Origin of the sequence: Halarchaeum acidiphilum MH1-52-1, from assembly GCF_000474235.1 — an archaeon.
Classification (GTDB): domain Archaea; phylum Halobacteriota; class Halobacteria; order Halobacteriales; family Halobacteriaceae; genus Halarchaeum; species Halarchaeum acidiphilum.
Genome location: NZ_BATA01000013.1, coordinates 1 through 22932, shown reverse-complemented (window position 1 = coordinate 22932; position 22932 = coordinate 1). Strand labels below are relative to the sequence as shown.

Here is a 22932-nt window from a genome sequence, read left to right as displayed (position 1 = left end):
ACAAATATATGATGATTTGGCTCTGTTGAAACCCTCATGCCATCTTGTGATTTTCTGAGGATCTAATTTCACAGCACGTCCGTGAATTTCCGGAGGAAGAGTAGCTCTTCTCAATGTCACGGCTGAGGGATTTCAACAGTAACTCTAACCCTGAACAGGAAGTCACTCGGATTCTTCGTCTACCTCCTCGATATCTCTCACGACGTGACGCCGTGCTGCGTTAGCGATACGGTTGTCGATACCGGTGTTCATCTGTTCGCGGATCTCGGTGTGTAGCTCGCGTCCCTGCTGTCGATTGATGGTCCGGAGCCCCTCCATCGCGGCCTCAATTTCTTTCGCGTCGTCTACGAGTGTCGCGAAGCCGAACGTACGCCCGACAGCTTGGATGTCGCGGAAGGACCGTGGACCGATGGTGAGTGAGGGGTCTTCAACGAGGTCAACCGGCCCGTCCGCTTCGCGAACGGAGTCGAACCAATCTTTGAGGGTCCCGGGGGCGCGGTCAAAGGAGTCGTTCGCCTCGGTGAGCCGCTGGTAGATCTCCCCATGGACTGCTTTCTGTGTGGGAAGTACGCCAGTGGACAATTCCTCCTCAACACGCACCCAGGCTTCGTTCAGAGCATCTACCCACTCTTTGAGACGGTCGACCGCTTCGTCCGCGTTCACCTCATCCTTGTAGAAGTCTCGCAGTTGGTCGCGCCAGATCTCCTCTTGAATCTCGTCGGGGATCGTGACGAAGGTATCACCGGACGTGAGACGGTCGGGACCCACCCAGTGATACTGCTTCCTTCCACCGGTCGTACGTTGCCGAAGGACCGTGTCGTGGTTAGTGAGATCGAACATTTCACCGTCCCCAGTCTTAACCAGGTAGTGGCGGACTTCCCGTTCATACCGACCAGATTCCTCCCGATACTCGCGCGTCGACATCGAATCCATCGCGTCCTCAAGGATCTCAGCCTTCGACTTCGAACCCGTCTGGCTTCGAGAAGCGCCACCTGACGACTCGCGCTCTCCAGACCGCTCTGTCGCGGGTGGTACACTCTCCGCTGCGCTAGCGGATTCGGGAATCTCCTCGGTCTCGGGTTCTACGTCACCCACGACCTGTGGATCTGGATACGGTGCGTAGTCGGAGCCTCCGACGACGTCGTTCAGTGTCTCAACGAACTCACTAGCCTGCCGTTCGACCATCGACGACCACGCTCGATCGTAGGTAAGGACGACTGTTTCAGAGACGCGGGGGTGTACGTAGAACCCCGCGTTCTCCTGGTGGAGCGCACCGAACACTAACAGCGTATCGTGAGGTCCGACGTCTCTGGCTGTATCGGGAGACACGACGGACACTGGGCCAGACTCCAGTTCTTCTCGAGAGACGACGTCGTGCTCCTCCAACGAGTAGCGGAGGACTTCTGCGTGCTTCACGCTCTCACTGAACACGAGGAGGCGGCGGCCCGTCTCAAGTGCGCCGCGGACGTAGTGAGAGAGCCGGTCGAAGAGCGGGTTCTGATCACGCAGGCGTTCGTCAATCCGCTCAAGGATTTGTGCCGACTTGTTCAACGGACGGACGGCTTGTAGCTGCTCAATCGAGTTAGCGAGATTCTCAACGTCATCGATACGCTCCTGGATGATCGGTGGGAGGAAGCGTTCGCCGTCGTAGTAGCGCTCACGGACCCACTCGTCGAAGTCCGCCGTTGGGACGGGGAGGCGCTCGAAGAACAACTGTCGAGAGAATATCAGTCCGCCAGCGCCACCGTCGTCAACACCGCGTAGTTCCGCCGACTGTTCGAAGACCTGATCAAGGAGCGTAGAGACGTCGTCCGCCTCCACGTGATCAATCTTGACTGTAGCCGGTGTTGCTAGCGCACGGACGTCGTCGTCACCACCCGTCCAGGCTCTCTCTGTGAGTGTAGATGCGCTCGCACTCTCTTCGGTATTCGCGTCGTCGGTGTCGCGTCCCGATCGGGTCTGCGCTGGGAGGGGGCCTCGCTCAACGACAGGATCGAGTGTCGCCACACTCGGCAGTGTAGACGCATCCTCCAACCCCGTCGGTGGACCGTACGGTGGTCGCCCCTCTATCTCGTTCTTCGTGTAGTAGCTGTACGCGTTGACGAGGGTGGCGTCGGGATGACTCTCCTCTACGTCCTGTATCCGTGCTGCCGTATCTTCGCGCGTCCGCGCGGTCATATTAAGGACCGCTATGTCAAGATCTCCAACTTCTTCGAAGTCGTGGAGCTGCTTGCAGACGACGAATCTGCCGGGGGCCGTACCGTCTGAATCTTCGCGAACTTCTCCTTCCCAGACGTACGCGTGGGGAACGACATCGGGGATAGGCGTCGCACTGACGACGTCGCCAGAGACGTCCGAGAGCCCGAATCGAGCTAGCTCCTCTCGAACTTGGCCCTTCATCCCCCACTGTGTCCGAGATCCGGGAGTGTACAGACCGATCTGTCGGTTCACACCGGGGTCAGCCAACTCAAGTACGACCCCGACCAGTACCACGTCATGAGGCCGGTAGTACGGGAGTACGACGGGAACATTCTCTCCCCGTTCAACCGCCTGGACCGTCTCTTCGACAACCCCTCTCCGAACATCACCAAGGGAGAGGTCTTCCCATATCCCGCCGTCTGTCCGGCGTTTGAGATAGAGGTCACTCTCTCCGTCCTCGGCGAAGAACCCAATACGAGGGTCGTCCCGAAGTGCGTCAGTTATGTGCGAAGACTCGGTACCACCCATTTTCGAGAGCCGTCGCCGAGCATCGGATGCAGCTTTCGCGACATCGGTGTTTCCGTCGTCCAGCTCGGCTAGCTTCGGGGGCGGGGGATGGATGCCCATAGATACGATCGCGTCAATCGCCGCGATGACGACGTGTTTGTCGCCCGAGTCAAGCGCACGTATCGCGGTTTCGGCGAGGACGGGGGGGGACGGTAGATAGCCGATCGGCAACCGTGGAGACGACTTCTAAGGCACGGATGCTGTAAGCACCGTCGGGACTTGCTTCGCTCGCAAGCCACTCGGATCGGTCGGCGATCACTTCGGGTGCTCCTTCCGCGACCCGCTGGAGGACGTGCCATCCGTCGTCCTGCTGGAGATAGTCACCACCTGCGTACTCGCACGCTCGACGGGTTATCGACTTCGCGAAGTCGGGGTCCGTTCGAGAGAGTCGTTCGACGGCAGTCAGCAGGTCCGCCCGTTCGTCACTCCGGGCGTCGGCGAGCGCTTCGAAGAGCAGATCAACCACGTGCTGTCGTACCTCAACGTCGGGCTCAAGTGACTCGTGCGCATATAATTTGGCGAACGAGACGACAGTATCCGCCGAGCTCAGTGGTCCCTGTCCCTTGGTGGAGGCGAGCACTAATCGACCGGCGTCCTCAAGCGCCGCACGGCGTGCGTCTATGACGCCTTCAAACTCGTAGGAGACGTCGTGGACGAGTTCACTCACAGAGTCCGGAGAAGCACTACGACCGAGCAACCGATACGCGAGAGAACGATGCTCCGAACCGCCCCACTGGAAGAACGCGTCGACGTCCGTTCGCTTGACATCAAACGTACCCTCTTCGGGACCCGTACCATCTACGACCGCCCGGAGGATGGTAGTTCCGTATCTGACCTTAGCATTCCCATCGGGGTCGTCACTACCAGTGTTCTCAAGGCCGTCAGCGACGTGTGAGACGATGACTGGAACGATCGGTACGACCGACCGAGGGCTTCGGCGGGCGATCCGAGATAGTTGTTCAAGTAGCTGGTATTGAGTGTACGCACTCGATTCGTCTCGTAGCGCGAATGCTACGTCGTCAGCCCACGCGTCAGCAAGCTCCTTCGACAGAGGTTCAACTTTCGAAATCAGTTTGATCCCTCTGGATCGATACTCGTCGGATCGAAGTGCACGCGAGATAGCTTCAATCTGCTCCTCGTCCATCCTACCGTCCCTCATTCCGAAGTCTCTGGGAGAAGCACACAGGTCGAGTGGGTGTCACGTCACCTCTGCTGGAGGAGCGAGCCATCTATAAGCGTTGTGCAGATTTCAGACATCATGTTTAGTTAAACGGGGTCCACCAGACGGGAAAGACTTGCCACCAACACATATACGCTGGCAGGCAAGAAAGAGCATGATGGAAGACATCCCGAATCCAGCAACAGAATCGTACTCAGTTGGTGACCGGGTTGAGATTTATCTCGGTAAGGATGATCTCGATAGCCGATTCCACGGGTTGGTCTGTATCGTTGTAGACGTCACGGAGGACAATCTGAGTGCTGAAACAGGCCGAGAGCTGGATGCGTATTCATACACGCTGAAAGATGCCCAGACCGGCGAAGTACTCGGCGTCTCATTTCGCCATCGAGATCTCGTCCCTGCGGAGAACTCGGAATAGCTGGAGCGAGACGGAAAGTAGTCGCGGCTCTATCCACCGTCTGTGTTTTTGTCGCCCCTGTAGGGGTGCGGGGCGTCCTGAGGGACGTCGCGCGGAATCAGTATGGGACATCGCACTCTCGTTGCCTACGAACGATCAGACGGACAGTACAACCTCCACTACTCGCATCGCGGGGCAAAAAATCTCCAGTTGAAGCAGCTGCTTACGCTGGAGACGCCATTCGGAGAGTACACGAGCGGGAACGAGTGGACGAAACACGTCTACGAATACTTACGAACCGCCTCAGATCGCGGGATTCCCACATCAGAGTGCGGGGAGAGTCAGATACCGACACGAGTCGAGGTTGAGCCGTGTGCTGTTGGCCTCAGCCTCCGGGAGATCCGCCAAGAGTACGTCGACTACCTCGCTCACGAGGCGTTCTACGTCGTGCGCTGTGACGACTGGCAGTTGCGGGTGAGGGCGTATCGCGTGTTCTGGTTCGGGTTGGAGGACGTCGCGACGACGGCGCGCCGTGCGCCAACCGTCGGCCATGGCGCACTCCGGACAGTCACCTGGCGCGACGGCGACCCCACTAACGACGAGTACGTTCGTGGGGAGTTCGACGCGCTGAAAGCCATCGTCGGCGACTTCCTCGACCGCCGCGTCTTCGCGAGTGAGGGGGAGGCGCTCGCGTATCTCGAACGGATGTTCCGTGAGTGGAGTGCCGACGCTGATGTCCACGTCGTGCTGCAGTAGTTTCGATTGCCGGTTGTGCCGAGTGTTTTTGTATGTCTGAGGCCGATACTTGAAGCATAGTGATGGAGCGAACGAAGGCGGATGTCTGGGAGGCGTGGGTTGAGGCGACGGTGCTCTCGGATATTCGCGACGTGGAGACGCCGGATCCCGTCCGGATGATCGACGCCTCCGGGCCGGAACTCGAGATGACTGAGGCATACGATGCATATCGCCTCGGCCGGGGATCTGGGGACTATCTCTACCTGCTCTATCTGCTCGAAGAGCCGGTTGATGGCCCACAGTCGATTCGCCCGGTCTATATCGGCGAAACGGGAAGCGTTGCGAGTCGGCTGCTTGAGCATTTCCGGCGGCTCCGTGATGCGGTGCCGATCGGTGACTGGGAGGATGATGGCTCCTGGGGGAGCTACGGGAAGTACGACCATATCGCCACCGTCTACGAGCAGTCGACGGCGCCACTCTGCGCGTGGGTCGTCGACGTCGACGACATCGAAACGGGCCCGTATGGCTATCCGACGTATCGCCACGAGCTCGAGGGGAAACTGGTGGGGCTCGCGCACTCGTATCCGGGGTTCGATCGTGTCTTGGCGAATCGGGATTTCGTCCCGAATCGCGTCGCACAACGCATGGGCGCGCTTGGGCCGGAATGGGTTGCGTTCGACACGGACGAGCAGAGCGAGGAAGCGATGCTGGCCGGGGAACCGCCGACGCGTGACCGCGATGGGGAGACGAAGGCTGACCTCTGGGAGGCCTGGGTCAGGGAGACGATTCACGCGGAGCTGCAGGACGAATCGCTGGCGGATCCGATCCCACTGTTCGAGACGGACGCGGACTTGACGGTGTCGTTGACCGAGATCGGATCCTCGACGGTGTTCGAGCGGACGGCCGAAATCGACGACCGAATCCGCAGCGAGGGGCGGAAATGCGTCGACGAGGATGGAGTGACCGACGGCCCGAACGGCCTCCTCTATGTACTCTACCAGCTCGCCGACGAAGACGACCCAGGGGTGGGGGATATCGTGCCGCGATATATCGGGAAGGCGGAAGCGTACGGGAAGAAGAACGAGGTGAGCGCGAACTTCGAGGAGATCGCGCAGAATCGCGACGGGACGCGGAGTTTCGCCCGCTGGGGAGACGGAAGTTACTGGCACGTTGGTGAGCTCTCGGAGACAGTGTTCGGGGAGGCATCGAAGAAGCTGAGCTGGGCGAGCGAACTCGTCGAAGACGGCACCCACCAGCTCACAGACGAACTCTACCTCTGGGTGCGCGCGTGGGATCCAGCCGAGTATCCCGGACCATACGGCTATCCAGCCTACCTTGCGGAGGTCGAAGCCCTCCTCATTGGACTCGCCTACGATGCATACCCAGACGCCCTCCTCAACCACAAGGAGATTCCTGAGGACGCACCCGCTAATCGGACGGACTTCGACTTCGAGCCCGCACCGCTCCCCAAGCACTGATCGCTATCTACCCCCCGTTTCAGAGTGGGGCTGAGCCAAGCTGCTCGCTGGGCAGATGCTGATACAAGGGTGAATCAATCAACGGCGAGGGTTCATGGAGGTTCGACGTGCTGAAAGTCGTCAACGGGCGCCGCGATGTGCAGGGTCGTCGCGAACGACGGCGCCGTACGCAGGACTCTTGAGGGGATGTTCCACGAAGGGAGTGCTAATGCGGGATTCACGTCATATCACGGGGATTGCAGTAGGGGGACCCCCCACATTTCATGAGAAGTCAAGGATACACACCCCACCGTGTCCGCATAATATGGGACGAGTTCACAGAGTTGGGTGCCGAAGCACGGGTCCATCCCCTCCACCGTTTCCGGAGCTTTCACCACTCGCAGACTGGAGCAACTACTCGTCGGAAACAGTTATCGACACCACAACCAACCGGAGATGGGGCTGTAGCCCCTCAAAGCCCGTCCGAAGGGCAAGAGAGACTCATGAAATCTGGGGGGTGCCACCCTCGTATTTCGTGAGTCTCTGCGAGAAGGTCACGTCGACGACTGGGGAGGACTGCTGCCGGTCAGTGGAGCACCCAATCTGGCGGATACAACGAATCTGTGAGAGCGCGCCATCGCGTTAACCAACAGTACGAGCAGTAATGCGCGGAGTGTTGGTTAAGCTGGGAGCAAGAGTGGTGGTTCCAGTGCCACTACCCCCGGGTGGTGTTTCCAGTGGGGAGTAGAATTTCCAGTGCAAAAATCCGCGAGTCTCAGTCGACGTGTCTCAACGTACGCTTCGCGGGGCGATCTCTGAGACAGGGATCGACGGCGCGCTATGGATAAGTAGGGGACCCCAGATTGCACGAGTTAGCGACCGAGCGACTGTCGCCACAGAACTAGAGAGACCGTCCCCTGAAGCACTCGAAACGACCCCTCTGTATTCCATAGACGGCGTTCTTAGCGGTCAAAGAGCGTGTATATCGCTATATTCCGAGATGGGGGAGACAGAGGTCGTTTCGAGTGTTAGGCTGGGGTTGATTCGATTGCGTGAGCGACACCTGCAAGCACCAGGCAGGCATGAGTCGGCTAGTCATGAATCCGATTCCGGAGCTGGCCGCGATTGACCTGGTCACGAATTGCCGCAACGTATGCTTCGGTGATGGTGTCATCGCAGTCGTGTTTTGTGTTGCCGCCTGCTAGTTGATTGCTCGGCGAGCACTCGTTGTCTTTCGCGGCGACAGAGGACCCCCCAGATTGCACGAGTTAGCGAACCCCTATTAGATTAGCTGAAGTGGCGTTTCCAGTGGGGAGTGGTATTTCTTGTTGAGTAGTTAACTACTGTGGGGGGCGAGAAATACGCTGACCGGCCGGTGAAGGAGCAGTATATCCGGGAGGTGGAGGAAAAGAGGAATCAGGGGGAGGGAGAGAGTACTATTTCCGGTGCAGCGGAAGACCGCTAGTGGCGAGAATAGCGGAGTACAGACAGCCCAGAGGGCTGTATTCAAAATCGTGATACGGGTACGCTGTTCTACTGACGAATAACCGGCTAGGGCTCTACAGAACCTAACGGGAACTATTCCCAGAGGTCGCCGGTGCGGCCGTCGTGTCGGAGGACATCGCGAGCAAGGTCAGGGCGGATGCTGAATTCGTATTCGTAGTAGCTGCCGCCGTTCGGGCCTTCGTTTTGTTCGTTGACGTCGAGGAAGCCCTTGAGGGTGAGTTGGCTGAGGTTGTCGTGGATGGTGCGGTCGGAGACGACGTCCGCACCAAGTTGCTTCGCTGCGATCGAGTAGCGCTCGTAGATCTTGGAGCGCTTCGCGGGCGTCTTCCCGTCGTCGTCGAGCATGAGGAGGCCGTAGAGCGCAATTTTCGCCTGGGTAGGGAGCTTGGAGAGTTCGCTTTGGACTTTATCGCGTTCAACCAGATCGTCAGCCTGTCGGATGTGGTCTTCAGTGACCTCGTCAGCACCCTCATCGCGAGCGAGGTCGCCAGCCTTGTAGAGACGCTTCAATGCCTGCCGTGCACTCCCATACTTTTGGGCGGTTTGGGCAGCGCAGAGAGGGATGACGTCGCCGCTGAGCACGTCGTCGCGGAAGGCGTCCTGGGAGCGTTGGGTGAGGATTTTGCGGAGTTGGTTCGCGTCATAGGGCGGGAAGTGAATCTCCTCGTCGCAGAGGCTATCTGTGACGCGCGCACTGAGGCTCTCCCGGAACGTAAAGTCGTTCGAGATACCGATAACGCCAACCCAGGTACTCTCGACATTCCCGTTATCGTTGGCGCGTGGGAGTTCGTAGAGGAGGTTGTCATCACTGCCGATCGCGTCGATTTCGTCGAGAACAATGAGGCAGTGGGTAGCATTGAGCTCCTCAAGGTGCGTCCAGAGTTTGTTGTAGACGTCGCTGGCGGGGTGGCCAGTGGAGTTAATCTCCTCGTGTGGGTCGCGGAATTCGTTTACAAGATTGACAGCAACCTGGTAGCTGGACCCCATCGACTTGCAGACGAGGTTGACGGTATGGAGGTCAAGATGGTCGTAGTCGGCTTGGTCCTGGCGGAGGCGGTCGAGAACCATTCGGGTGGCAAGGGTTTTTCCGACGCCGGTTTCGCCGTAGAGGAAGATGTTCTTGGGTTGGGCGCCGTTGATGACTGGACGAAGGGCGCTTTGGTAGGCGGCGAGTTCCTCGTCGCGTTCAAGGAGTTCGTCGGGCCGGTAGCTGTCTCGGAGCGCGGTTTCGTTCTTGAAGATGGTATTGTCGGGTGCGAACGGTGCGAGCCCCATTGGTGGTGACATGGGACAGGAGTTACTTAAACACCCATGCTTCATAAGAGTCGCGAGTCTCACGAGAGTTAGCGGTATATAAAACAGAGACACACCACTTTTCACGAGTGTTGGAGCTACAAGAGTAGAGCAGCCTACGACAACCCATTGAATGGGAAAAGAATAAGTAGAGAGTGCAGAAACAGTATCCGTAGTGGGTAGAAATAAGATTATTTCTGTCTAGTCTCTTTCTAGGAGAACCTTGTATCTTGTTTCGCCCCGGCCCTTGATCATGGAAACTCTCGTGAAAAGTGGTGTGTCTCTCCCCCTCTGGAGTCCATAACAACTCTCGTGAAATCTGGTGTCTCCCTACCAGCCACCGCTATGCCATTCGCCCACAAACACTCGTGAAAAGTGGTGTGTGGGAGGTGCCGGCCACGGAAGTCACTGGACTATATCCGCCTCGAGTGCATCGAACCAGCTAGGAGGGGGAGCGCGCTTCGCGCCCACTGTCACACGCTCCAACATCGGCTAGCCCCTCCTCTGGCCGCGTCCCCGCTCCCAAGGGGGCCTAACACATGATTCGCTTACTCAAGCGAGTGCTCTCGCCCACAGCACAACCGGAGAGAGTCGTGGAGTGCCGGCGCTGCGGTGCGACCGTTGATCCTTCGACTAACGAATGCCCTGTCTGCGGGAGCACCGAAATCATCTGCCACCGTATCTCCTGACACGACGCTACTGTACGTGAGTTAACTCCGGAACCAGTGGAGGGCCCGCTTCGATTAACCAACACTGAACTAGGAACACCGCCATGTGTTGGTTAAGATCGGTGTCGTTCCGCACAACGGGTGGTTGACAGCACCGGATAGTTACCGGTTAGCGGCCGAATTAGGCGATAATGGCTGGGTCGTCGAAGGAGAGTCCGCGTCCGGGGGAGATTCGGCTGTGGCGTGAGGACGACTGGTGGATCGCGACGGACGTCGAGACCGGCGTCACGACCCAAGGAAAGTCACGAGTAGACGCCCTCGAGAATCTCGATGAGGCAGTCGCGCTCCACAAGGGCGAGATCGGCCACGAACCGACCGATGCGGAACTCCGCGAGCTGGGGATCGACCCCGAGGCGACCACAACTCGCGACACCGACCGTCCCGACTTCCTCAAGTAGACGGAATATTCCGCCTAGAGGAATATTTATCCCGTCTGATTGCGTTGGGAGTAGTATGAAGAAACCGCGTGAGGAGTTGCAAGCCGACGCGGCGGAGCAGCGGAACGCTCCGAACTTCGATGCGCTCACACCACCCGAGGACGTCGTCCGCGGAGGACGGACGCGCGACGACTTCTTTGATGCGATCCTGACTCTTGATAGCCCGACGACCGTCGAGGAGGTCGCGGAGCGTGCCGAGCATGGTGTGGATGCCGCACGTGAGTACTTGGAGTGGTTCGAGCGCATGGGCGTCGTCACGCGGGTGACGGAGGCGCCGGCGACGTACGAGCGCAACGAGGCATATCTCCAGTGGCGGCGCATACAGCACCTCCAAGAGGAGTACTCGCAGGACGAACTGCTCGAGTTTCTCCAGACTGCGACGGCCCGCGATGAGTCGTACGCGACCGAGTTCGACGTCGACACACCCGAGGACGTCTCGATCACGGCGTACGCACGGGAACACGACCAACGGGTGGAGGACGTCTGGGAGGACGTCTCTTTCTGGATGACGACGCGACGGCGGATCGCACTCCTCGAACGCGCGCTCACTGGTGTGGACGACGGTGCTGCTGGCCAGCAGTCGCCGGCATGAGCGACGGTGGCGAGACGCCCGAGCTCGACGTCGGTGATGGTGCACCGGTCGATTTCGAACGGCTCTCGATCATCGCTGAGCGTCTCGGAAACGATGCTCGCTTCGCTCGAATTGAGGAGTCGCCGCCGACCGCACCAGAGCGGCTCGTCTGTGTCTTCGATTCCGCGCTCTACCCAGTACAGGTTAACGAGGCACGTCTCGACATCGTCTGGTTTGAGAATGGAACGTTCTCCATTCACTACCACGAAAGCCATGCCGAGAGCGAGTTTGACCATCGGTGGGACCGGCATCCCTCGACGCACAACGCGTTAGATCACATTCACCCAGGGCCGGACGCGCCGACGCCGGGGGAGGATACCAGCCATCCCGCTGACTGGCGGGACGTTCTTGCAGCAGTCTTAAGCGAAGTTGAGGACCGCCAGCGTGGCTTCTGGACCGACTAGCTGACTCCACAGTCTGTTTGTCACCCCCAGAGAGGGGTGAGGAGTTCGGCGGACCGACGCGCTCCCCGGATACCTCGTGATCAGGATGGCTTCGAGAGAGATCTACGCGAACGGTTTCGACGAGGACGTCCAGACTGACAATCAGACGAACGGCTGCCCGGAATGCGGTGGGCGAGTGGCGACGAACACGGTGGAGACAGTCTGCGAGGCGTGCGGACTCGTCCTGGAAGAACACGCAATCGACCATAGCGGGGAGCCGGTGTACGAGGAGGAGACCGAGCGAACAGGTGCTCCATTGACGACATCGCGCCACGACCGAGGACTCTCGACGACGATCGGGCGGAAACGCGACGGGAAGGGGAATGCGCTCTCGGCGAAGAAGCGCCGGCAGCTCGGCCGACTACGTCGCGAGCAGAAACGGGGGCGGTTCCGTTCCAAACAGGAGCGAAACCTGAGCCACGGACTTGGAGAGGTACAGCGAGTCGCGATCGTGCTCGACGTCGACGACACGCTCCAGGAGCAGGCGTGCCAGCTCTTCCGCAGCGCCCACTCCGAGGGACTCCTCCCAGGGCGGTCGATCGAGGCGGTGGCGGCAGCGAGCGTCTACGCCGCCTGCCGATGCAACGGCCGCTCACTCCCACTCGCGGACGTCGTTGAGGCCGCACGTGTTGGGGAGAATCGTGTGACCAACGCCTACGCGACCCTGAACAAAGAGCTCGGACTGCCGGCCCAGCCGGTGCAGCCACACGCGTACCTCCCACGTCTCGCCTCCGACCTCGATGTCCCCGACAGCGTCCGGCGACAGGCGCGGATGTTCGCAGAACGCGCCGAGGCCGAATCTCTCGCGCGGGGCGCATCACCACCGGGGTTCGCTGCGGCCTGCCTCTATCACGTAGCGCAGGAGACCGAGTACCGGCTCACACAGGCTGCAGTCGCGGACGTCGCGGGCGTCACGACGACGACGATTCGGACGCATCGCGAGACGCTCCGCAGCGAACTCCAGTAGTCCGAATCTACTTCTGTAGTTAGGCGGGGAGAATACTGCGTCAAGGCGTAGAAGCAGCCAAATACGAATAGAGCGAACAAGGGGAGCAACAATGCTCCCGGAAGAGTTCCCCGCAGATCACGAGAAGTTCGTGACGTGGCAGACGGAGTGCTGGAAGTGTGGTGAGGACACGCCGGTTGTGTGGCCCCGCAACGACCATCTGGATACGCCACTCGGAGCATTGCTCGCGGAGTATGAAACGCCAGTCGAGCGAGTATATAGTAGGACTCTTGAGAAGCGAGTCTGGGGCAACGTCTGCCAGCACTGTCACGCCTACCAAGGGAATCACTATCTCCAACAGGAGGCCGCGGAGATCCAGCCCCCACACGTCGACTGCCCAAACTGCGGAGAAAAACACGAGTGGTACCCCGATGAGGGGTTTGGAGCGGCGTTCGGGCAGGGCTGGGTGAACTGTCCCGAGTACGGTGACGTCCCGGTCGGTGACCCGCGAGAATAGGGCACCGACCGAGAACACAGAACACGAACCCAACTTGCAATCAGACCACCACCGGCCCAGATATATCTGTAGAGGCGAGCGAACAGATCGTGTGACGCGAGACCCTGATCGCCGTCGCGACGAGGACGCATTTCGGCCCAGAGGCGAAGCAACCCGAGAGCCAGATCACGTCCTCGAACAAGACGAGGAGCCACGCGACCAGTTGGCGAGTACTGACTATCCTGGGTCTGTACAGGCATCGTCGACGTGTCCGGAGTGTGGCCCGTCTGTCCCACCGACGAGTGAGCGGTGTGCGTCGTGTCGCCGTGAACACGCGGCGTCGAAGACACCGATTCAACAGGGGGAGGAGACAGAACTGGAGTTCCTCCATCTCGTCTTCACGCTCGTCCCAGCACGAACGGAGTACGCAGCGCTCGCGAAGGGGACCGCCGCACACTCACTCCTCGTCACAAAAGGCGACACCGCAATCCACGAGTGCGAACTCGTCGCGGATGGTGATGGCTCGCCGTCGCGAACGCTCACCAACCACTGGGGCAGCCTTCCCGACGTCGTCCAAGTGGAGAGTGACGTCGGCGAGCGCCTGCTTCACCAAGCGTGTGACCGCACACAGTGGGAGGATGATGCAGACTCGGGCGGACACCCGACCTACCTCTACGATCATGCCGGGGACGCGATCAACTCGCGGCAGCGACTCACCGCAGTGCGTGAGCAAGCAGCGGACCCCCTCTGGCTCGTCCCCGCGCTCGCACTCCAACAGCCGTCGCGTCCCGACGACACAGGACAGCGGTCGTCCGCGACGCCGACACGGCAGACACTCATGTGTCGACGCTGCGAGCGTGAAACCCGGCATCGCTTCCACGGCACCGAAACCAGTCCCGCCGACCAGTGGGCCGGGCAGCCTATCTGGGACTGTCGAGTCTGTGGGACATCACGCCACGGTCCGAACCCATCGTAACCCGGAGCGCAGATAGACCGTTATCCTTCCTGCTGCGATATATTAGATGAAACAACCGTTAGGTGGGTCTGCGATTGTATCGGGACGCAGGGTCTACTGAACATGCGGTTCCAGTGGACTTATTGACTTACATTCAAGTTCTTGAATTATGGTGGTAAGTCTGGCTGCGTACGTTCATGCATCACTCACTACTGATACCCACGAGTTCAGCGGCGGATTTGCATTTCTTCTTTTTATCGCAGATTTATTCATTGCGAGCGCTATCGCTCCGAACATTCCAGCAGCCGCCTGACAAACCGAGAGATTAGTCGCCTGTATTGACCGAATCGGGAGTGTGGATAATTCCAGCGCGACGAGGCCGAACCAGACTGTATATCTACTGTCGAAAAGACTATTCGAATGTATAATGAAAGTGCCAGTATGGGAAAGAATAATGGAAGTGATGGTATGAGAGAAAAGGTTGTGGCATTTCTTGCAGAGTGGCAGATGGGAGCTATCCTTCTACTCGGCTCGGCTATTGTCGGATTTGTTTTCGGCGCTGTTGTGGGGGCGATGTGGTCTGGATTTCTCGGATTAGTTATCTTCTTTATTAGTGCAATACTGGCATTTTCTCTATTCTCGTACTTACTCTACGGCCGTTAAGTTAGACCTCTCTATCTAACGCTCAACGTCGCACCAGCAGGAGTACGACGACGACAGCGAGACACTCCAGATGTCGAGTGTAAATCGCCCCCATCACGAGAGAGATATCCTGTATCCTGCGGTAGTCTCTGAGAGGTTTATCGTGCGGAGAGGGGTGACGCGCACCCGAGGGGGCGTGCGTCGGACTCGAAGATGCACATGCTCATCTACGCGCTGGTAGAGGCATCGACGCGCGACGAAGCACTGGCAGCAGGCATATCTGCGTTCGACCGACTGGTCGGCGCCGCCCCAGACGCCGACGCCGTGTTCGACTACTACGTGACGTTTGACGAGACGGACGTCACCGGGGCGGGCCAGGCACGGTGGGGTGAGCGGCCGGCCGCGACGCCGGTCGAGTCGAACGCCGGCCAAGACCTCTTGGAGGCTGGCTGGGAGGCGACCATCGAGGCGTTCGAGCAGAATCTCGCGGCTGTTCGCGAGGGCTTGGACGAACTCGACGACGAGGCAATCATGCGTGACGAGGACCTCGTCCGGCACGCCTGCCACAACCTTGGTGCCTATCGTGGGCCGTCAGTCGTCCTCTACGACGAACACGGACAGGGGATTCGGGACCGAGACCGGCTCAACACGATTCTCGGCGGCGCCGAGTCGTGCTGGATCGTCCCCGCCGACGTCCACTACTGACGATGGCGGGCTACACGACTCGTCGACGGCCGCCGTGGCAGAAGCCGATCCCGAAAACCGCCTTCGGCTACTGTACGAGCTGTCGGGAGGTCCCGGCGGACCCGGTCTACGCCGCACAGGGTGATCAGCGCTGTGCGGACTGCTACTTCGAGAACGAACTCTCGAGAACGAGCGACGTGTAGACACCCCGTATGCAAAGTGTAAATATCCACCTGGATGGCGCTTTACGATCTCTTAGACAGATTTGGAAGTTTGGATGACGGAGTGTTAACCAACATCTGAGAGCGGGAATAGGGCAGTGTTGGTTAAACTGGCCGGGCCGCGACCGCCGTCGTGTTTGTCGCCCCCGAGAGGGGTGCGGGAGTGCCTGAGTGGTGCTCTCGAACCGAACGATGAGTGGAACTTTCGACGACCACGCGACGGCACAGACCACACATCACCAGGGCGAGATTCGCTACGTCGGCTCCCGGGAGCAGGGCGAGACGGTCGTGACGACGCACCCCGGTGGGGAGCGCCTCACACCGGAGCGCAGCCTCCAGATCGCCCGGCATAGTCCGAGCGGATTCGCCGTCGGCTATCGCGGCAGCGGCCCGGCACAGCTCGCACTCGCCGTCCTCCTCAACTACACGGACAACGCAGCGCTCGCCCGCGAACACTATCAGACGTTCAAAGATGAGGTCATCAGCCAACTCGAGTACGGCGCCGATGGCACCTGGACGCTCACCGACGCCGATATCGAACACGTCCTCCACGACGACGTCGCACCGACTGCCTAGCCATCTCTCACACCAACGATGTCCGATACGACTGACTCTTCGAGCGACGCACGCGCCGAACAGCCGACTGAAACCCAGCACGTCGAACGTACCGACGTCGGCGTCTCGATCACCGTCCAACTCAAACGCGGCTCCGGAACACGCGACGAGGACAAGATCAAGGGCAAAGTGAAAGCCGAGACACTCGACGACGCCCAAGAAGACATGGACGTCCTTCGGGAGTATCTGCACCGGGTCGCCGAGGACGCACGCCAAATCCAACCCGAGGCTGAAACCGAGTAGGAACGCTACTGGAAGCTCTCGATATCGGTTTGTCGACGCCGGGAGCGGGCGAGGCGTCCATCATGCCCAACCGAGAAAGCGAGAATACGAGTACGCTCACGCCCGAACAGCGACTTACGCCAGCGAGCTCCGACGTCCTCCGCGCCTGTATCGTAACGATTCCCGACGTCGAGACCGTCCAAGAGTGTGTCGCGTACGAGAACGCGCATCAGAATCGCGAGCCCATCCTCCACTTACTCGCGCAACAAGCCGCGAAAGTCCGCGACGAGAGCTAGATAGTCGGCGCCTCAGTGTGTGGCCCGACGAGACGTTTATCGAGCCACCCGAGAGGGTGGAGGCATTCAGTGATGAGCGATACACCAAACCCAGAGATTCACCATCAAGCAGCGTTCAGTGACGATGGCGGGCTTGAAGTCCAGGAGTCGAGCGTCGAAACGTCTCTCGAGGATTTTGGCGCCGATGTCGACCATCGCGATCGCGAATCACGACGCGATCGACCCAAGGCTAGTGAGTTCGGCGTCGACGACCGCCCCGAAGTACAGGACTCCAGTGAGGATGACGAGCAGGCCGCGCTCTTCCCCGATACCCCCGAAGACCAGCAGACACTCACCGGCGAAAACGCCGCAACACGCTGCCTCTTCCACGACTAGCTGCGACTACCCGACATGGACAGTTAGTGAGAGGGAGAAAAGCTACTCGCTGAGCGCGTCGGCAATCGCTTCGAGTTCGCCCTTCCGGAACGCCCGACCGATCTCATTCGTCGCATCGTCGTCGCGTTCATCGATCCTCGCGAGGATACCGGCGCGCATCTGTGCTGTCGGCGGCAGCGAGTTGGTGTCGATCTCGTAGCCGACGGCATCGCAAATGGCGGCGAGGTCCTCTTTCGTGAACGTCGCCGAAATCTCGCGCTCGAAGCGGCCCGTGGCGACCCGGATCTCGTTTCGGAGGTCGTCGACGGTCTTAGCCATACCGTACGCTCGGGAGAGAACGCCGTGTAGATTCTGGTTCCATGTCGGCGGCCAGGAGAACAGCGCCAGCAATCCCGTCTCAGCAACAGCATCGAGTGATGAGTCCTGACGGCCGACTCGAAAAAGCAGTGACGTCGGTCGGGACACAGCGCCAGAGTTTGTTGGCCCCGGGAGGGGTGCGGGCGCGCCCACGCGGCGCGTCGTCGCGACCAAATCCATGAGTGACGCACAATCGGAGTCAGCGGTCGCGTTCGAGGATTCGAGCTCGCGAAGTGAATCGATGACCGAAACGATCGAGGCGTGGGTCGAGGACCTCATCACACACGTCGAGGAGGCACGTGAGAGTGAAGCGTTCCAAGAGTGGCTGGATGTCCAGAGTCGGTTCCACGACTACTCCTACCGGAACACCCTCTTAATCACCCTCCAGTGTCCGGAGGCAACGAAGGTGGCAGGCTACCGAGCGTGGCAAGAGGAGTTCGACCGATACGTCCAGGAGGGCGAGAGCGCCATCTGGATCTGGGCACCCATCATCACCACGCAATGCCCAGAGTGCGGGAACTCGCCGAGCTACCACGAACAAAGCGACTGTGCGTACGACGAGACGCCACCGGAGGAGTGGTCGGAGGGACTCGTCGGCTTTCGGCCGGCATCGGTCTTCGATGTCTCACAGACCGAGGGCGAGCCACTCCCCGAACTCGAGACGGCGGCGACCGGCGACGCCGGCGACCTCGTCACCGTCCTCGAAGACGCAGCTTCGGAACTCGACGTCGAGGTGCGTCTCGTCGACGCCGACGAGTGGATCCATGGGCAGGCAGAAGGTATCTGCAAGCCACGTCAGTCAGACGAATCACCACTCGTTGCGGTTCGTGACCGGGCGAACGAGGCGGATCTCGCGGTGACGCTCGTCCACGAACTCGCACACGCCCTCCTCCATGGCGCCATCAGCGACCCACTGGCGCGCTCCGAGCAGGAACTCGAAGCCGAGGCCGTCGCGTACATCGTCGGCCGACACTATGGCCTCGACACGAGTAATTCGTCGTTCTACCTCGCCGCCTGGGCCGGCGACGACCCGGAGGCAATCCGAGAGCGACTCGGCCGAATCAGCCGAACGGCTGAGCAACTCATCGACGTCGTCGATTCAAAGACCGCATAGCGATCCGAATTCTCCACACCAAGAGGCGGCCAATTCAGTAAACTATCCAATAGTAATGGAAGCGAAAGCCGGTGTGATGGCAATTTTCCTACTTGAGGCGGCTGTATCCGATACGCTAATATATAGACAAGTCCAAATGGGGATAGTGAACGATCTCACTGGCTTCCAGCGCGACCTGCTCTACGTCATCGCGGGGCTGGACGAGCAGCACGGCCTCGCAATCAAGGACGAACTCGAAACGTACTACGAGACCGAAGTCCACCATGGCCGTCTCTATCCGAACCTCGATGAGCTCGTTGAGAAGGGTCTCGTCGACAAGGGGAAGATCGACGAACGCACCAACTCCTACGCGCTCACGCGACGTGGCCGACGCGAGCTCGAAGCACGCCGCGAGTGGGAAAACCAGTACGTCGACCTGTAGAGACACGAATTAGCGGCACGGGCCACTCTGAACCGCTCTACTCGGAGGGTCCCGCGATCTCGAGCTGATCGACCAGTTCTTCAATTTCCGCAGTCTCGTCGATAGCGGAGAGCCAGCGCTCAGGAAGCGACGACGCACCGAAGCGCGCGCCGGCGACTGCACCGGCGATCGCGCCGATAGTGTCGGTGTCACCACCGCGATTGACAGCAGTCACGATTGCCTCCTCAGCACTACTGGTGTGCAGGCCGTCGTGTAGCGCTGTTTGCAGGGAATGGACGACGTATCCGGACGTTTCCAGTGACGCAGGGCGGTCGCCGCGGGCGATCGGTTCGAATGCAGCCATGAGTTCGTCTGGTGCGTCCGCACCAACGTCGTCGAGCGCGTCGCCAAGCGGTGTGTCAACATCATGGAGCAGACCCGCGATGGTGAGAGTGAGAATCGCGCAGCCGTAGGTGCATCGCGGATCGGCGTGCGTGATCTGCGAGGACTGCCGGCTCACCGTAACGAGTTGCGCCCGATCTTCCATGTAGGGAAGCGCGAGCGGTGGACACCGCATCACACTGCCGTTCCCCGCGTTCTGGCCTTCTGGACTCTGCGCCCAGACCTGCTGGCCGGCCTCATCCCACGCGTCACCATGCTTGAGGCGGCTGAGCGAACGCATCGTCATCCGACCGATATCGAACGGGCCACTGTCGTACCACGCGACGAACTGCTCCGCGATATCCGCCGGATCGAACGTCTGTTGGTCGACGAGGCTGTGCGCGATGCAGAGTGCCTGCTCGGTGTCGTCAGTGATCGTGCCAGCAGGCTGATTCCACGTGCCGTGCCCGACCATCTCGTCGAGACGACCGTGCTCGGCAACGATATTCGACGCCGAGGCGAACTCAACCGGCCGGCCAAGCGCATCACCACATGCAAGCCCGAGAAATACACCACGAGCTCTATCTGCGTCCATACGTCACCAAGGACGACCGCTGAGAAAAGTGTAGGGTCGCGGTCACTCCTCAGGTTTCGTACCCGTGCGGAGGTTCTCTCGGTACGCTGCCCACGCCTGGTACATCTCCACCTTCTCGTCCTCCGTCATCGTGTCGTGCTCGTCGTCGTCGTAGAACGGCAGTTCGTCCTTATCGGGCATCGCCATGATCCGCCCGAGTGGGTACAGTTGCTCGTCGTAGTGTTCCAGCACCCACTCTTCGCCGTGCTCCGCGACGGCTTGCTGGATGTATGGTGCCGCTTCGGGATACTGCTCCGCGAGTTGGTCGGGCATGGTGTGGTCGTCTGCTACGCGTTCGTGTATTCGGCGAGCGAGTGATTAGGACTATCGACGGTCCACTTGCCGATCTGGATGAACTCGTAGGAGTCGATGGGGGCGTCGAGCGCGTCGGCAAGCTCTGATCGGACATCCAAGGGGAGGTCGGCAACGGGAATGGCGGTGAGAGGACGCTGAGTGAGGCTGTAACTGCTCGCTAGACTCGTCGGTACGATGACGATGACGTTCTCACTCTCGACGTCGCCGAGCGCGAGTTCGGCGTCGCGATGTTGGAACACCGTTCCGTCGAGTTCGTCGACTGGGAAGAGCACCTTCGCGTCCCCGTGGTCGATACTCGCCCCCGACCGCCCGAAATGTCCCTTGGGCATAATCAAGTGATAATATATGTCTCATATGCATTAGTCTTATGGTGGAACAGACAGATCCGGCCGCGGCACACGACCCCCAGCGTTGAGTAGCCTGGTCGAGAACCTCACAGTATGCCTCGCGATCTCTACGACTGTACTGCAGCGGAACTCGCCACCAAGCCCGTCGAACACCTCCCCCACGACACGTCGCCGAGTGACGCCGCCGAGTGGCTCACAGAGAATGGCTACGACGCCGCACCCGTCTACCGAGACAGCGACCCCGTCGGGTTCATCCACGAAGACGACGTCACCACTGACACCACAGGCGATACGCTTGACGCCTACCTCACGCCGCTCACAATTACTCACATGATCAGCGGGGACGCGGCCTTCCCTGCCGTCCTCGCCGCCCTCATCGAGCACTCCGCCTACTTCCTTGGTGGCCACAATCACGTCAGCGGCGTCCTCACCCGCGCCGACCTCAACACTGCCCCCGCCCGCATGTACTTGTTCGACCGCATCACCTACCTCGAAGAACACCTCCGCAAACTCGTCCTCATGGAGGCACCCGACTGGAAGCGGACATCCGTCACCGTCAGCGAAATCGAGGCGATCGAAGAGCGCTACGAGGACGCCCAAGCCGCGAATGTCGCCCTTGAGGAGATCCACTACGCGCAGTTCTCGACTCTCGAAACTATCGTCACCGACGTCGAGGCCTGCTGGCAGGCGTGTGGCTTCTCACGAGATGAAACCGCGGATGCGCGACTCCACGACGTCACCGAACTCCGCAACGACGTCGCACACGCCAACCTCCTCGTCGAAAACACCGACAGTGACCGCTTTCTCAGCAGTGGCCGCACAACTGAGAATCTCCATGACACTCTCCAAACGATCACCGAGGTACTCGCGTCTCTCCAAGACGCTGGCTACGACCCGGACCCAACCGCAGCACGACGCACGGAACAGCAAGTCGGTCCTGACACGCGACCATAGACGCTCCTAACGAGGCTGTTGCCATGTGGCCTCACAGAGTAGCCACAACGCGCCGGCATCTTAACCAACATATAGGGATAGGATCTGCGTCTTGTTGGTTAAGGTTTGTCGGCGCCCGCGAGGGGCGGGGCGCACAGACCCCGGTTTTCGAACGATGCCCGAACACGATCTCGAGACGCTCCTTGAGGAAGCGGTGCACGTCGCGAACGACTACCTGGCGGTCGCGAGCGGCGTCGATGACTCGCTCCACGAATACCTGCGGTACGCCGTCCTCCGACTCCTCGAAGGCGACGCCGACCAGCGCTCATCGGCAGTCGACGTGACCGTCGGGTACGGGAGGGACGCGGCGATGGCGGACACCTGGCGCTCAACAGTCCCCTGGTGGGACGAAATGCCCGCCCGGGAGGACTGCACGCGGTTCCGCGTCTTCTACCCCGACGACGTCGCACACGTCCCGAGAGCAGTCAGTGACGTGATGGGTGCGCTCGGCGCCTGGCGCGTCTGGTCGGGTGACGCCGTCGACATCGGCGCCTACAACCACCGAGGTCGTCGCGAAGTCCACTACTGCTGGCCACTCGGCCACCCCGTCGAGGACCAACTCGACGAGCGCCTCGAACGAGACACACAGGCCGTTGCGCCCGACGGTGGTTGTGCGGGCGACGTCCGAGCTCGCGAAGCCGTGAGCGACCAAGCGCAGACGGGAGGCCTCGAAGCCCGAACGCAGCGCGCGATCGACGAGGAGATGGACGTCTCCCTCCTTGCGAAGGGCGGCCAGTACGAGGTTCGCTCAGCCTCGGGAAGCATCTACGACGTCGACATCATCGCCGAGACGTGTACCTGTCCGGACTACCAGAAGCGAGAACCTGACGGCGGTTGCAAGCACCTCCGTCGCGTCGACCACGAAATCAAGCACGGACGAGTCCCGCGGCCGGATGGTCGCCTTCCAGTGTAGTCGTCGTTAAGTGATGGCCGTTTTCCACCCCCTCCCCGTTTGCAAAGTGAGCTAGCGAAAGAGAACGAGCGATAGATAGCCCGATTCTGCTGTAACCAGGGAACCCGCAAGAATGAACCTTGAAAACCGGCTGAAGCGACCCTAGATAGGAGAAGGATTTATGTATTTACTAGATGTACCACACCCGTAGTGCAGTACGCGATATATTCTTCTAATAACTGCTAGTCATATCCAGATGGTGTTCAGCTCTGTTTTGGCCACCACTTCTTCTTATTTCCTGGCTCACTTTGCAAACGGGGCGGGGGTATTCGCTCTAACTCTGCAAACCGTCGAAAGGGTTATTGCAAAGTGAGATGATATCCTGTGTATGCCTGATGAGTCGGGGCCACTCTCCATCTCGGAACAGTTAGCCGGAGACTATCACTCCGTTTTCCAGAATCAGTACCTCACAAA

27 protein-coding genes are annotated in these 22932 nt (G+C 60.0%); 20 read left to right on the top strand and 7 right to left on the bottom strand.

What is annotated here, in order from left to right:
• Positions 1-162: 162 nt before the first annotated feature.
• Positions 163-2826 carry a hypothetical protein gene (locus tag AOZ13_RS03875; RefSeq protein ID WP_021779874.1) on the bottom strand — a complete coding sequence of 888 codons (2664 nt, stop codon included), beginning with the start codon at positions 2824-2826 and terminating at the stop codon, positions 163-165.
• 49 nt (positions 2827-2875) lie between these two features.
• Positions 2876-3910 (bottom strand): hypothetical protein, encoded by a 1035-nt coding sequence (locus tag AOZ13_RS13830; protein ID WP_148294558.1) that lies wholly within the window; start codon positions 3908-3910, stop codon positions 2876-2878.
• Positions 3911-4103: 193 nt separating this feature from the next.
• On the opposite strand from AOZ13_RS13830, the gene AOZ13_RS03860 reads away from it, so the two are divergent.
• From AOZ13_RS03860 to AOZ13_RS03850, 3 genes are all read left to right on the top strand, one after another.
• A complete protein-coding gene (locus AOZ13_RS03860) occupies positions 4104-4364 on the top strand; it encodes a hypothetical protein (RefSeq protein WP_081641481.1) in 261 nt (86 codons plus the stop codon).
• A gap of 102 nt (positions 4365-4466) precedes the next feature.
• Positions 4467-5099: a DUF6735 family protein gene (locus AOZ13_RS03855; RefSeq protein ID WP_020220538.1), complete on the top strand. Its 633-nt coding sequence runs from the start codon at positions 4467-4469 to the stop codon at positions 5097-5099.
• A gap of 62 nt (positions 5100-5161) precedes the next feature.
• Positions 5162-6556 (top strand): hypothetical protein, encoded by a 1395-nt coding sequence (locus AOZ13_RS03850; RefSeq protein WP_020220539.1) that lies wholly within the window; start codon positions 5162-5164, stop codon positions 6554-6556.
• A gap of 1557 nt (positions 6557-8113) precedes the next feature.
• Here the strand turns inward: AOZ13_RS03850 and AOZ13_RS03845 are convergent.
• Entirely contained in the window at positions 8114-9316 is a 1203-nt protein-coding gene (locus AOZ13_RS03845; RefSeq protein WP_021779871.1) for a Cdc6/Cdc18 family protein, read from the bottom strand.
• An 877-nt stretch (positions 9317-10193) separates the two neighbouring features.
• Here AOZ13_RS03845 and AOZ13_RS03840 point away from each other — a divergent pair.
• From AOZ13_RS03840 to AOZ13_RS03780, 13 genes are all read left to right on the top strand, one after another.
• Complete coding sequence (locus tag AOZ13_RS03840) at positions 10194-10460, top strand: type II toxin-antitoxin system HicB family antitoxin (RefSeq protein WP_020220543.1); 267 nt, start codon at positions 10194-10196, stop codon at positions 10458-10460.
• A gap of 55 nt (positions 10461-10515) precedes the next feature.
• Positions 10516-11091 (top strand): DUF7342 family protein, encoded by a 576-nt coding sequence (locus AOZ13_RS03835; protein ID WP_020220544.1) that lies wholly within the window; start codon positions 10516-10518, stop codon positions 11089-11091.
• A complete protein-coding gene (locus tag AOZ13_RS03830; protein WP_020220545.1) occupies positions 11088-11534 on the top strand; it encodes a hypothetical protein in 447 nt (148 codons plus the stop codon). The genes AOZ13_RS03835 and AOZ13_RS03830 overlap by 4 nt, the downstream gene beginning before the upstream one ends.
• Positions 11535-11619: 85 nt before the next feature.
• Positions 11620-12540, top strand: a complete 921-nt coding sequence (locus AOZ13_RS03825; protein WP_020220546.1) for a transcription initiation factor IIB — start codon at positions 11620-11622, stop codon at positions 12538-12540.
• A gap of 91 nt (positions 12541-12631) precedes the next feature.
• Positions 12632-13036 (top strand): hypothetical protein, encoded by a 405-nt coding sequence (locus tag AOZ13_RS03820; RefSeq protein ID WP_020220547.1) that lies wholly within the window; start codon positions 12632-12634, stop codon positions 13034-13036.
• Positions 13005-13991 carry a biosurfactant protein 1 gene (locus AOZ13_RS13825; protein WP_449404296.1) on the top strand — a complete coding sequence of 329 codons (987 nt, stop codon included), beginning with the start codon at positions 13005-13007 and terminating at the stop codon, positions 13989-13991. Before AOZ13_RS03820 ends, AOZ13_RS13825 begins: the two co-directional genes overlap by 32 nt.
• Positions 13992-14411: 420 nt before the next feature.
• Positions 14412-14633, top strand: a complete 222-nt coding sequence (locus AOZ13_RS03810; RefSeq protein ID WP_199896981.1) for a hypothetical protein — start codon at positions 14412-14414, stop codon at positions 14631-14633.
• A gap of 192 nt (positions 14634-14825) precedes the next feature.
• Positions 14826-15317 (top strand): hypothetical protein, encoded by a 492-nt coding sequence (locus tag AOZ13_RS03805; protein WP_049933804.1) that lies wholly within the window; start codon positions 14826-14828, stop codon positions 15315-15317.
• A gap of 2 nt (positions 15318-15319) precedes the next feature.
• Positions 15320-15499: a hypothetical protein gene (locus tag AOZ13_RS03800; protein ID WP_021779868.1), complete on the top strand. Its 180-nt coding sequence runs from the start codon at positions 15320-15322 to the stop codon at positions 15497-15499.
• Between the two features lie 210 nt (positions 15500-15709).
• Positions 15710-16093: a DUF6166 domain-containing protein gene (locus AOZ13_RS03795; protein WP_049933809.1), complete on the top strand. Its 384-nt coding sequence runs from the start codon at positions 15710-15712 to the stop codon at positions 16091-16093.
• 18 nt (positions 16094-16111) lie between these two features.
• Positions 16112-16375 (top strand): DUF7389 domain-containing protein, encoded by a 264-nt coding sequence (locus AOZ13_RS03790; RefSeq protein ID WP_020220550.1) that lies wholly within the window; start codon positions 16112-16114, stop codon positions 16373-16375.
• Between the two features lie 62 nt (positions 16376-16437).
• Positions 16438-16650 (top strand): hypothetical protein, encoded by a 213-nt coding sequence (locus AOZ13_RS03785; RefSeq protein WP_020220551.1) that lies wholly within the window; start codon positions 16438-16440, stop codon positions 16648-16650.
• 72 nt (positions 16651-16722) lie between these two features.
• The gene (locus AOZ13_RS03780; protein ID WP_081706757.1) at positions 16723-17025 is read left to right on the top strand and encodes a hypothetical protein; all 303 of its coding nucleotides are present in this window, start codon (positions 16723-16725) and stop codon (positions 17023-17025) included.
• Between the two features lie 42 nt (positions 17026-17067).
• On the opposite strand, the gene AOZ13_RS03775 is transcribed toward AOZ13_RS03780, so the two are convergent.
• On the bottom strand, positions 17068-17343 hold the full coding sequence (locus AOZ13_RS03775) for a hypothetical protein (protein WP_020220553.1): 276 nt from the start codon (positions 17341-17343) through the stop codon (positions 17068-17070).
• A 217-nt stretch (positions 17344-17560) separates the two neighbouring features.
• Between AOZ13_RS03775 and AOZ13_RS03770 the strand changes: the two genes are divergently transcribed.
• Both AOZ13_RS03770 and AOZ13_RS03765 read left to right on the top strand, forming a co-directional pair.
• On the top strand, positions 17561-18496 hold the full coding sequence (locus AOZ13_RS03770; protein WP_021779864.1) for an ImmA/IrrE family metallo-endopeptidase: 936 nt from the start codon (positions 17561-17563) through the stop codon (positions 18494-18496).
• A gap of 145 nt (positions 18497-18641) precedes the next feature.
• The gene (locus AOZ13_RS03765) at positions 18642-18917 is read left to right on the top strand and encodes a helix-turn-helix transcriptional regulator (protein ID WP_020220555.1); all 276 of its coding nucleotides are present in this window, start codon (positions 18642-18644) and stop codon (positions 18915-18917) included.
• 37 nt (positions 18918-18954) lie between these two features.
• Here AOZ13_RS03765 and AOZ13_RS03760 read toward each other — a convergent pair whose 3' ends face one another.
• From AOZ13_RS03760 to AOZ13_RS03750, 3 genes are read right to left on the bottom strand one after another with little or no spacing between them, the layout of a single operon-like run.
• The gene (locus tag AOZ13_RS03760) at positions 18955-19872 is read right to left on the bottom strand and encodes an ADP-ribosylglycohydrolase family protein (RefSeq protein WP_049933802.1); all 918 of its coding nucleotides are present in this window, start codon (positions 19870-19872) and stop codon (positions 18955-18957) included.
• 42 nt (positions 19873-19914) lie between these two features.
• Positions 19915-20184 (bottom strand): hypothetical protein, encoded by a 270-nt coding sequence (locus AOZ13_RS03755; protein ID WP_020222695.1) that lies wholly within the window; start codon positions 20182-20184, stop codon positions 19915-19917.
• Between the two features lie 14 nt (positions 20185-20198).
• A complete protein-coding gene (locus tag AOZ13_RS03750; RefSeq protein ID WP_020222696.1) occupies positions 20199-20555 on the bottom strand; it encodes a hypothetical protein in 357 nt (118 codons plus the stop codon).
• Positions 20556-20666: 111 nt separating this feature from the next.
• Between AOZ13_RS03750 and AOZ13_RS03745 the strand changes: the two genes are divergently transcribed.
• The gene (locus tag AOZ13_RS03745; RefSeq protein ID WP_020222697.1) at positions 20667-21527 is read left to right on the top strand and encodes a CBS domain-containing protein; all 861 of its coding nucleotides are present in this window, start codon (positions 20667-20669) and stop codon (positions 21525-21527) included.
• A gap of 154 nt (positions 21528-21681) precedes the next feature.
• Positions 21682-22479 carry a hypothetical protein gene (locus tag AOZ13_RS03740; RefSeq protein WP_020222871.1) on the top strand — a complete coding sequence of 266 codons (798 nt, stop codon included), beginning with the start codon at positions 21682-21684 and terminating at the stop codon, positions 22477-22479.
• The last annotated feature ends 453 nt before the right edge of the window (positions 22480-22932 follow it).

Bases quoted from the DNA above. Each gene is read 5' to 3' on its own strand.
- AOZ13_RS03850 (WP_020220539.1), top strand. From the start codon at position 5,162: ATGGAGCGAACGAAGGCGGATGTCTGGGAGGCGTGGGTTGAGGCGACG.
- AOZ13_RS13830 (WP_148294558.1), bottom strand. From the start codon at position 3,910: ATGGACGAGGAGCAGATTGAAGCTATCTCGCGTGCACTTCGATCCGAC.
- AOZ13_RS03760 (WP_049933802.1), bottom strand. From the start codon at position 19,872: ATGGACGCAGATAGAGCTCGTGGTGTATTTCTCGGGCTTGCATGTGGT.
- AOZ13_RS03795 (WP_049933809.1), top strand. From the start codon at position 15,710: ATGAGTGGAACTTTCGACGACCACGCGACGGCACAGACCACACATCAC.
- AOZ13_RS03835 (WP_020220544.1), top strand. From the start codon at position 10,516: ATGAAGAAACCGCGTGAGGAGTTGCAAGCCGACGCGGCGGAGCAGCGG.
- AOZ13_RS03740 (WP_020222871.1), top strand. From the start codon at position 21,682: ATGCCCGAACACGATCTCGAGACGCTCCTTGAGGAAGCGGTGCACGTC.
- AOZ13_RS03780 (WP_081706757.1), top strand. From the start codon at position 16,723: ATGAGCGATACACCAAACCCAGAGATTCACCATCAAGCAGCGTTCAGT.
- AOZ13_RS03770 (WP_021779864.1), top strand. From the start codon at position 17,561: ATGAGTGACGCACAATCGGAGTCAGCGGTCGCGTTCGAGGATTCGAGC.
- AOZ13_RS03790 (WP_020220550.1), top strand. From the start codon at position 16,112: ATGTCCGATACGACTGACTCTTCGAGCGACGCACGCGCCGAACAGCCG.
- AOZ13_RS03805 (WP_049933804.1), top strand. From the start codon at position 14,826: ATGCACATGCTCATCTACGCGCTGGTAGAGGCATCGACGCGCGACGAA.
- AOZ13_RS03830 (WP_020220545.1), top strand. From the start codon at position 11,088: ATGAGCGACGGTGGCGAGACGCCCGAGCTCGACGTCGGTGATGGTGCA.
- AOZ13_RS03845 (WP_021779871.1), bottom strand. From the start codon at position 9,316: ATGGGGCTCGCACCGTTCGCACCCGACAATACCATCTTCAAGAACGAA.
- AOZ13_RS03855 (WP_020220538.1), top strand. From the start codon at position 4,467: ATGGGACATCGCACTCTCGTTGCCTACGAACGATCAGACGGACAGTAC.
- AOZ13_RS03810 (WP_199896981.1), top strand. From the start codon at position 14,412: ATGGGAAAGAATAATGGAAGTGATGGTATGAGAGAAAAGGTTGTGGCA.
- AOZ13_RS03775 (WP_020220553.1), bottom strand. From the start codon at position 17,343: ATGGCTAAGACCGTCGACGACCTCCGAAACGAGATCCGGGTCGCCACG.
- AOZ13_RS03825 (WP_020220546.1), top strand. From the start codon at position 11,620: ATGGCTTCGAGAGAGATCTACGCGAACGGTTTCGACGAGGACGTCCAG.
- AOZ13_RS03785 (WP_020220551.1), top strand. From the start codon at position 16,438: ATGCCCAACCGAGAAAGCGAGAATACGAGTACGCTCACGCCCGAACAG.
- AOZ13_RS03840 (WP_020220543.1), top strand. From the start codon at position 10,194: ATGGCTGGGTCGTCGAAGGAGAGTCCGCGTCCGGGGGAGATTCGGCTG.
- AOZ13_RS03800 (WP_021779868.1), top strand. From the start codon at position 15,320: ATGGCGGGCTACACGACTCGTCGACGGCCGCCGTGGCAGAAGCCGATC.
- AOZ13_RS03755 (WP_020222695.1), bottom strand. From the start codon at position 20,184: ATGCCCGACCAACTCGCGGAGCAGTATCCCGAAGCGGCACCATACATC.
- AOZ13_RS03745 (WP_020222697.1), top strand. From the start codon at position 20,667: ATGCCTCGCGATCTCTACGACTGTACTGCAGCGGAACTCGCCACCAAG.
- AOZ13_RS03860 (WP_081641481.1), top strand. From the start codon at position 4,104: ATGGAAGACATCCCGAATCCAGCAACAGAATCGTACTCAGTTGGTGAC.
- AOZ13_RS03875 (WP_021779874.1), bottom strand. From the start codon at position 2,826: ATGGGCATCCATCCCCCGCCCCCGAAGCTAGCCGAGCTGGACGACGGA.
- AOZ13_RS03750 (WP_020222696.1), bottom strand. From the start codon at position 20,555: ATGCCCAAGGGACATTTCGGGCGGTCGGGGGCGAGTATCGACCACGGG.
- AOZ13_RS03820 (WP_020220547.1), top strand. From the start codon at position 12,632: ATGCTCCCGGAAGAGTTCCCCGCAGATCACGAGAAGTTCGTGACGTGG.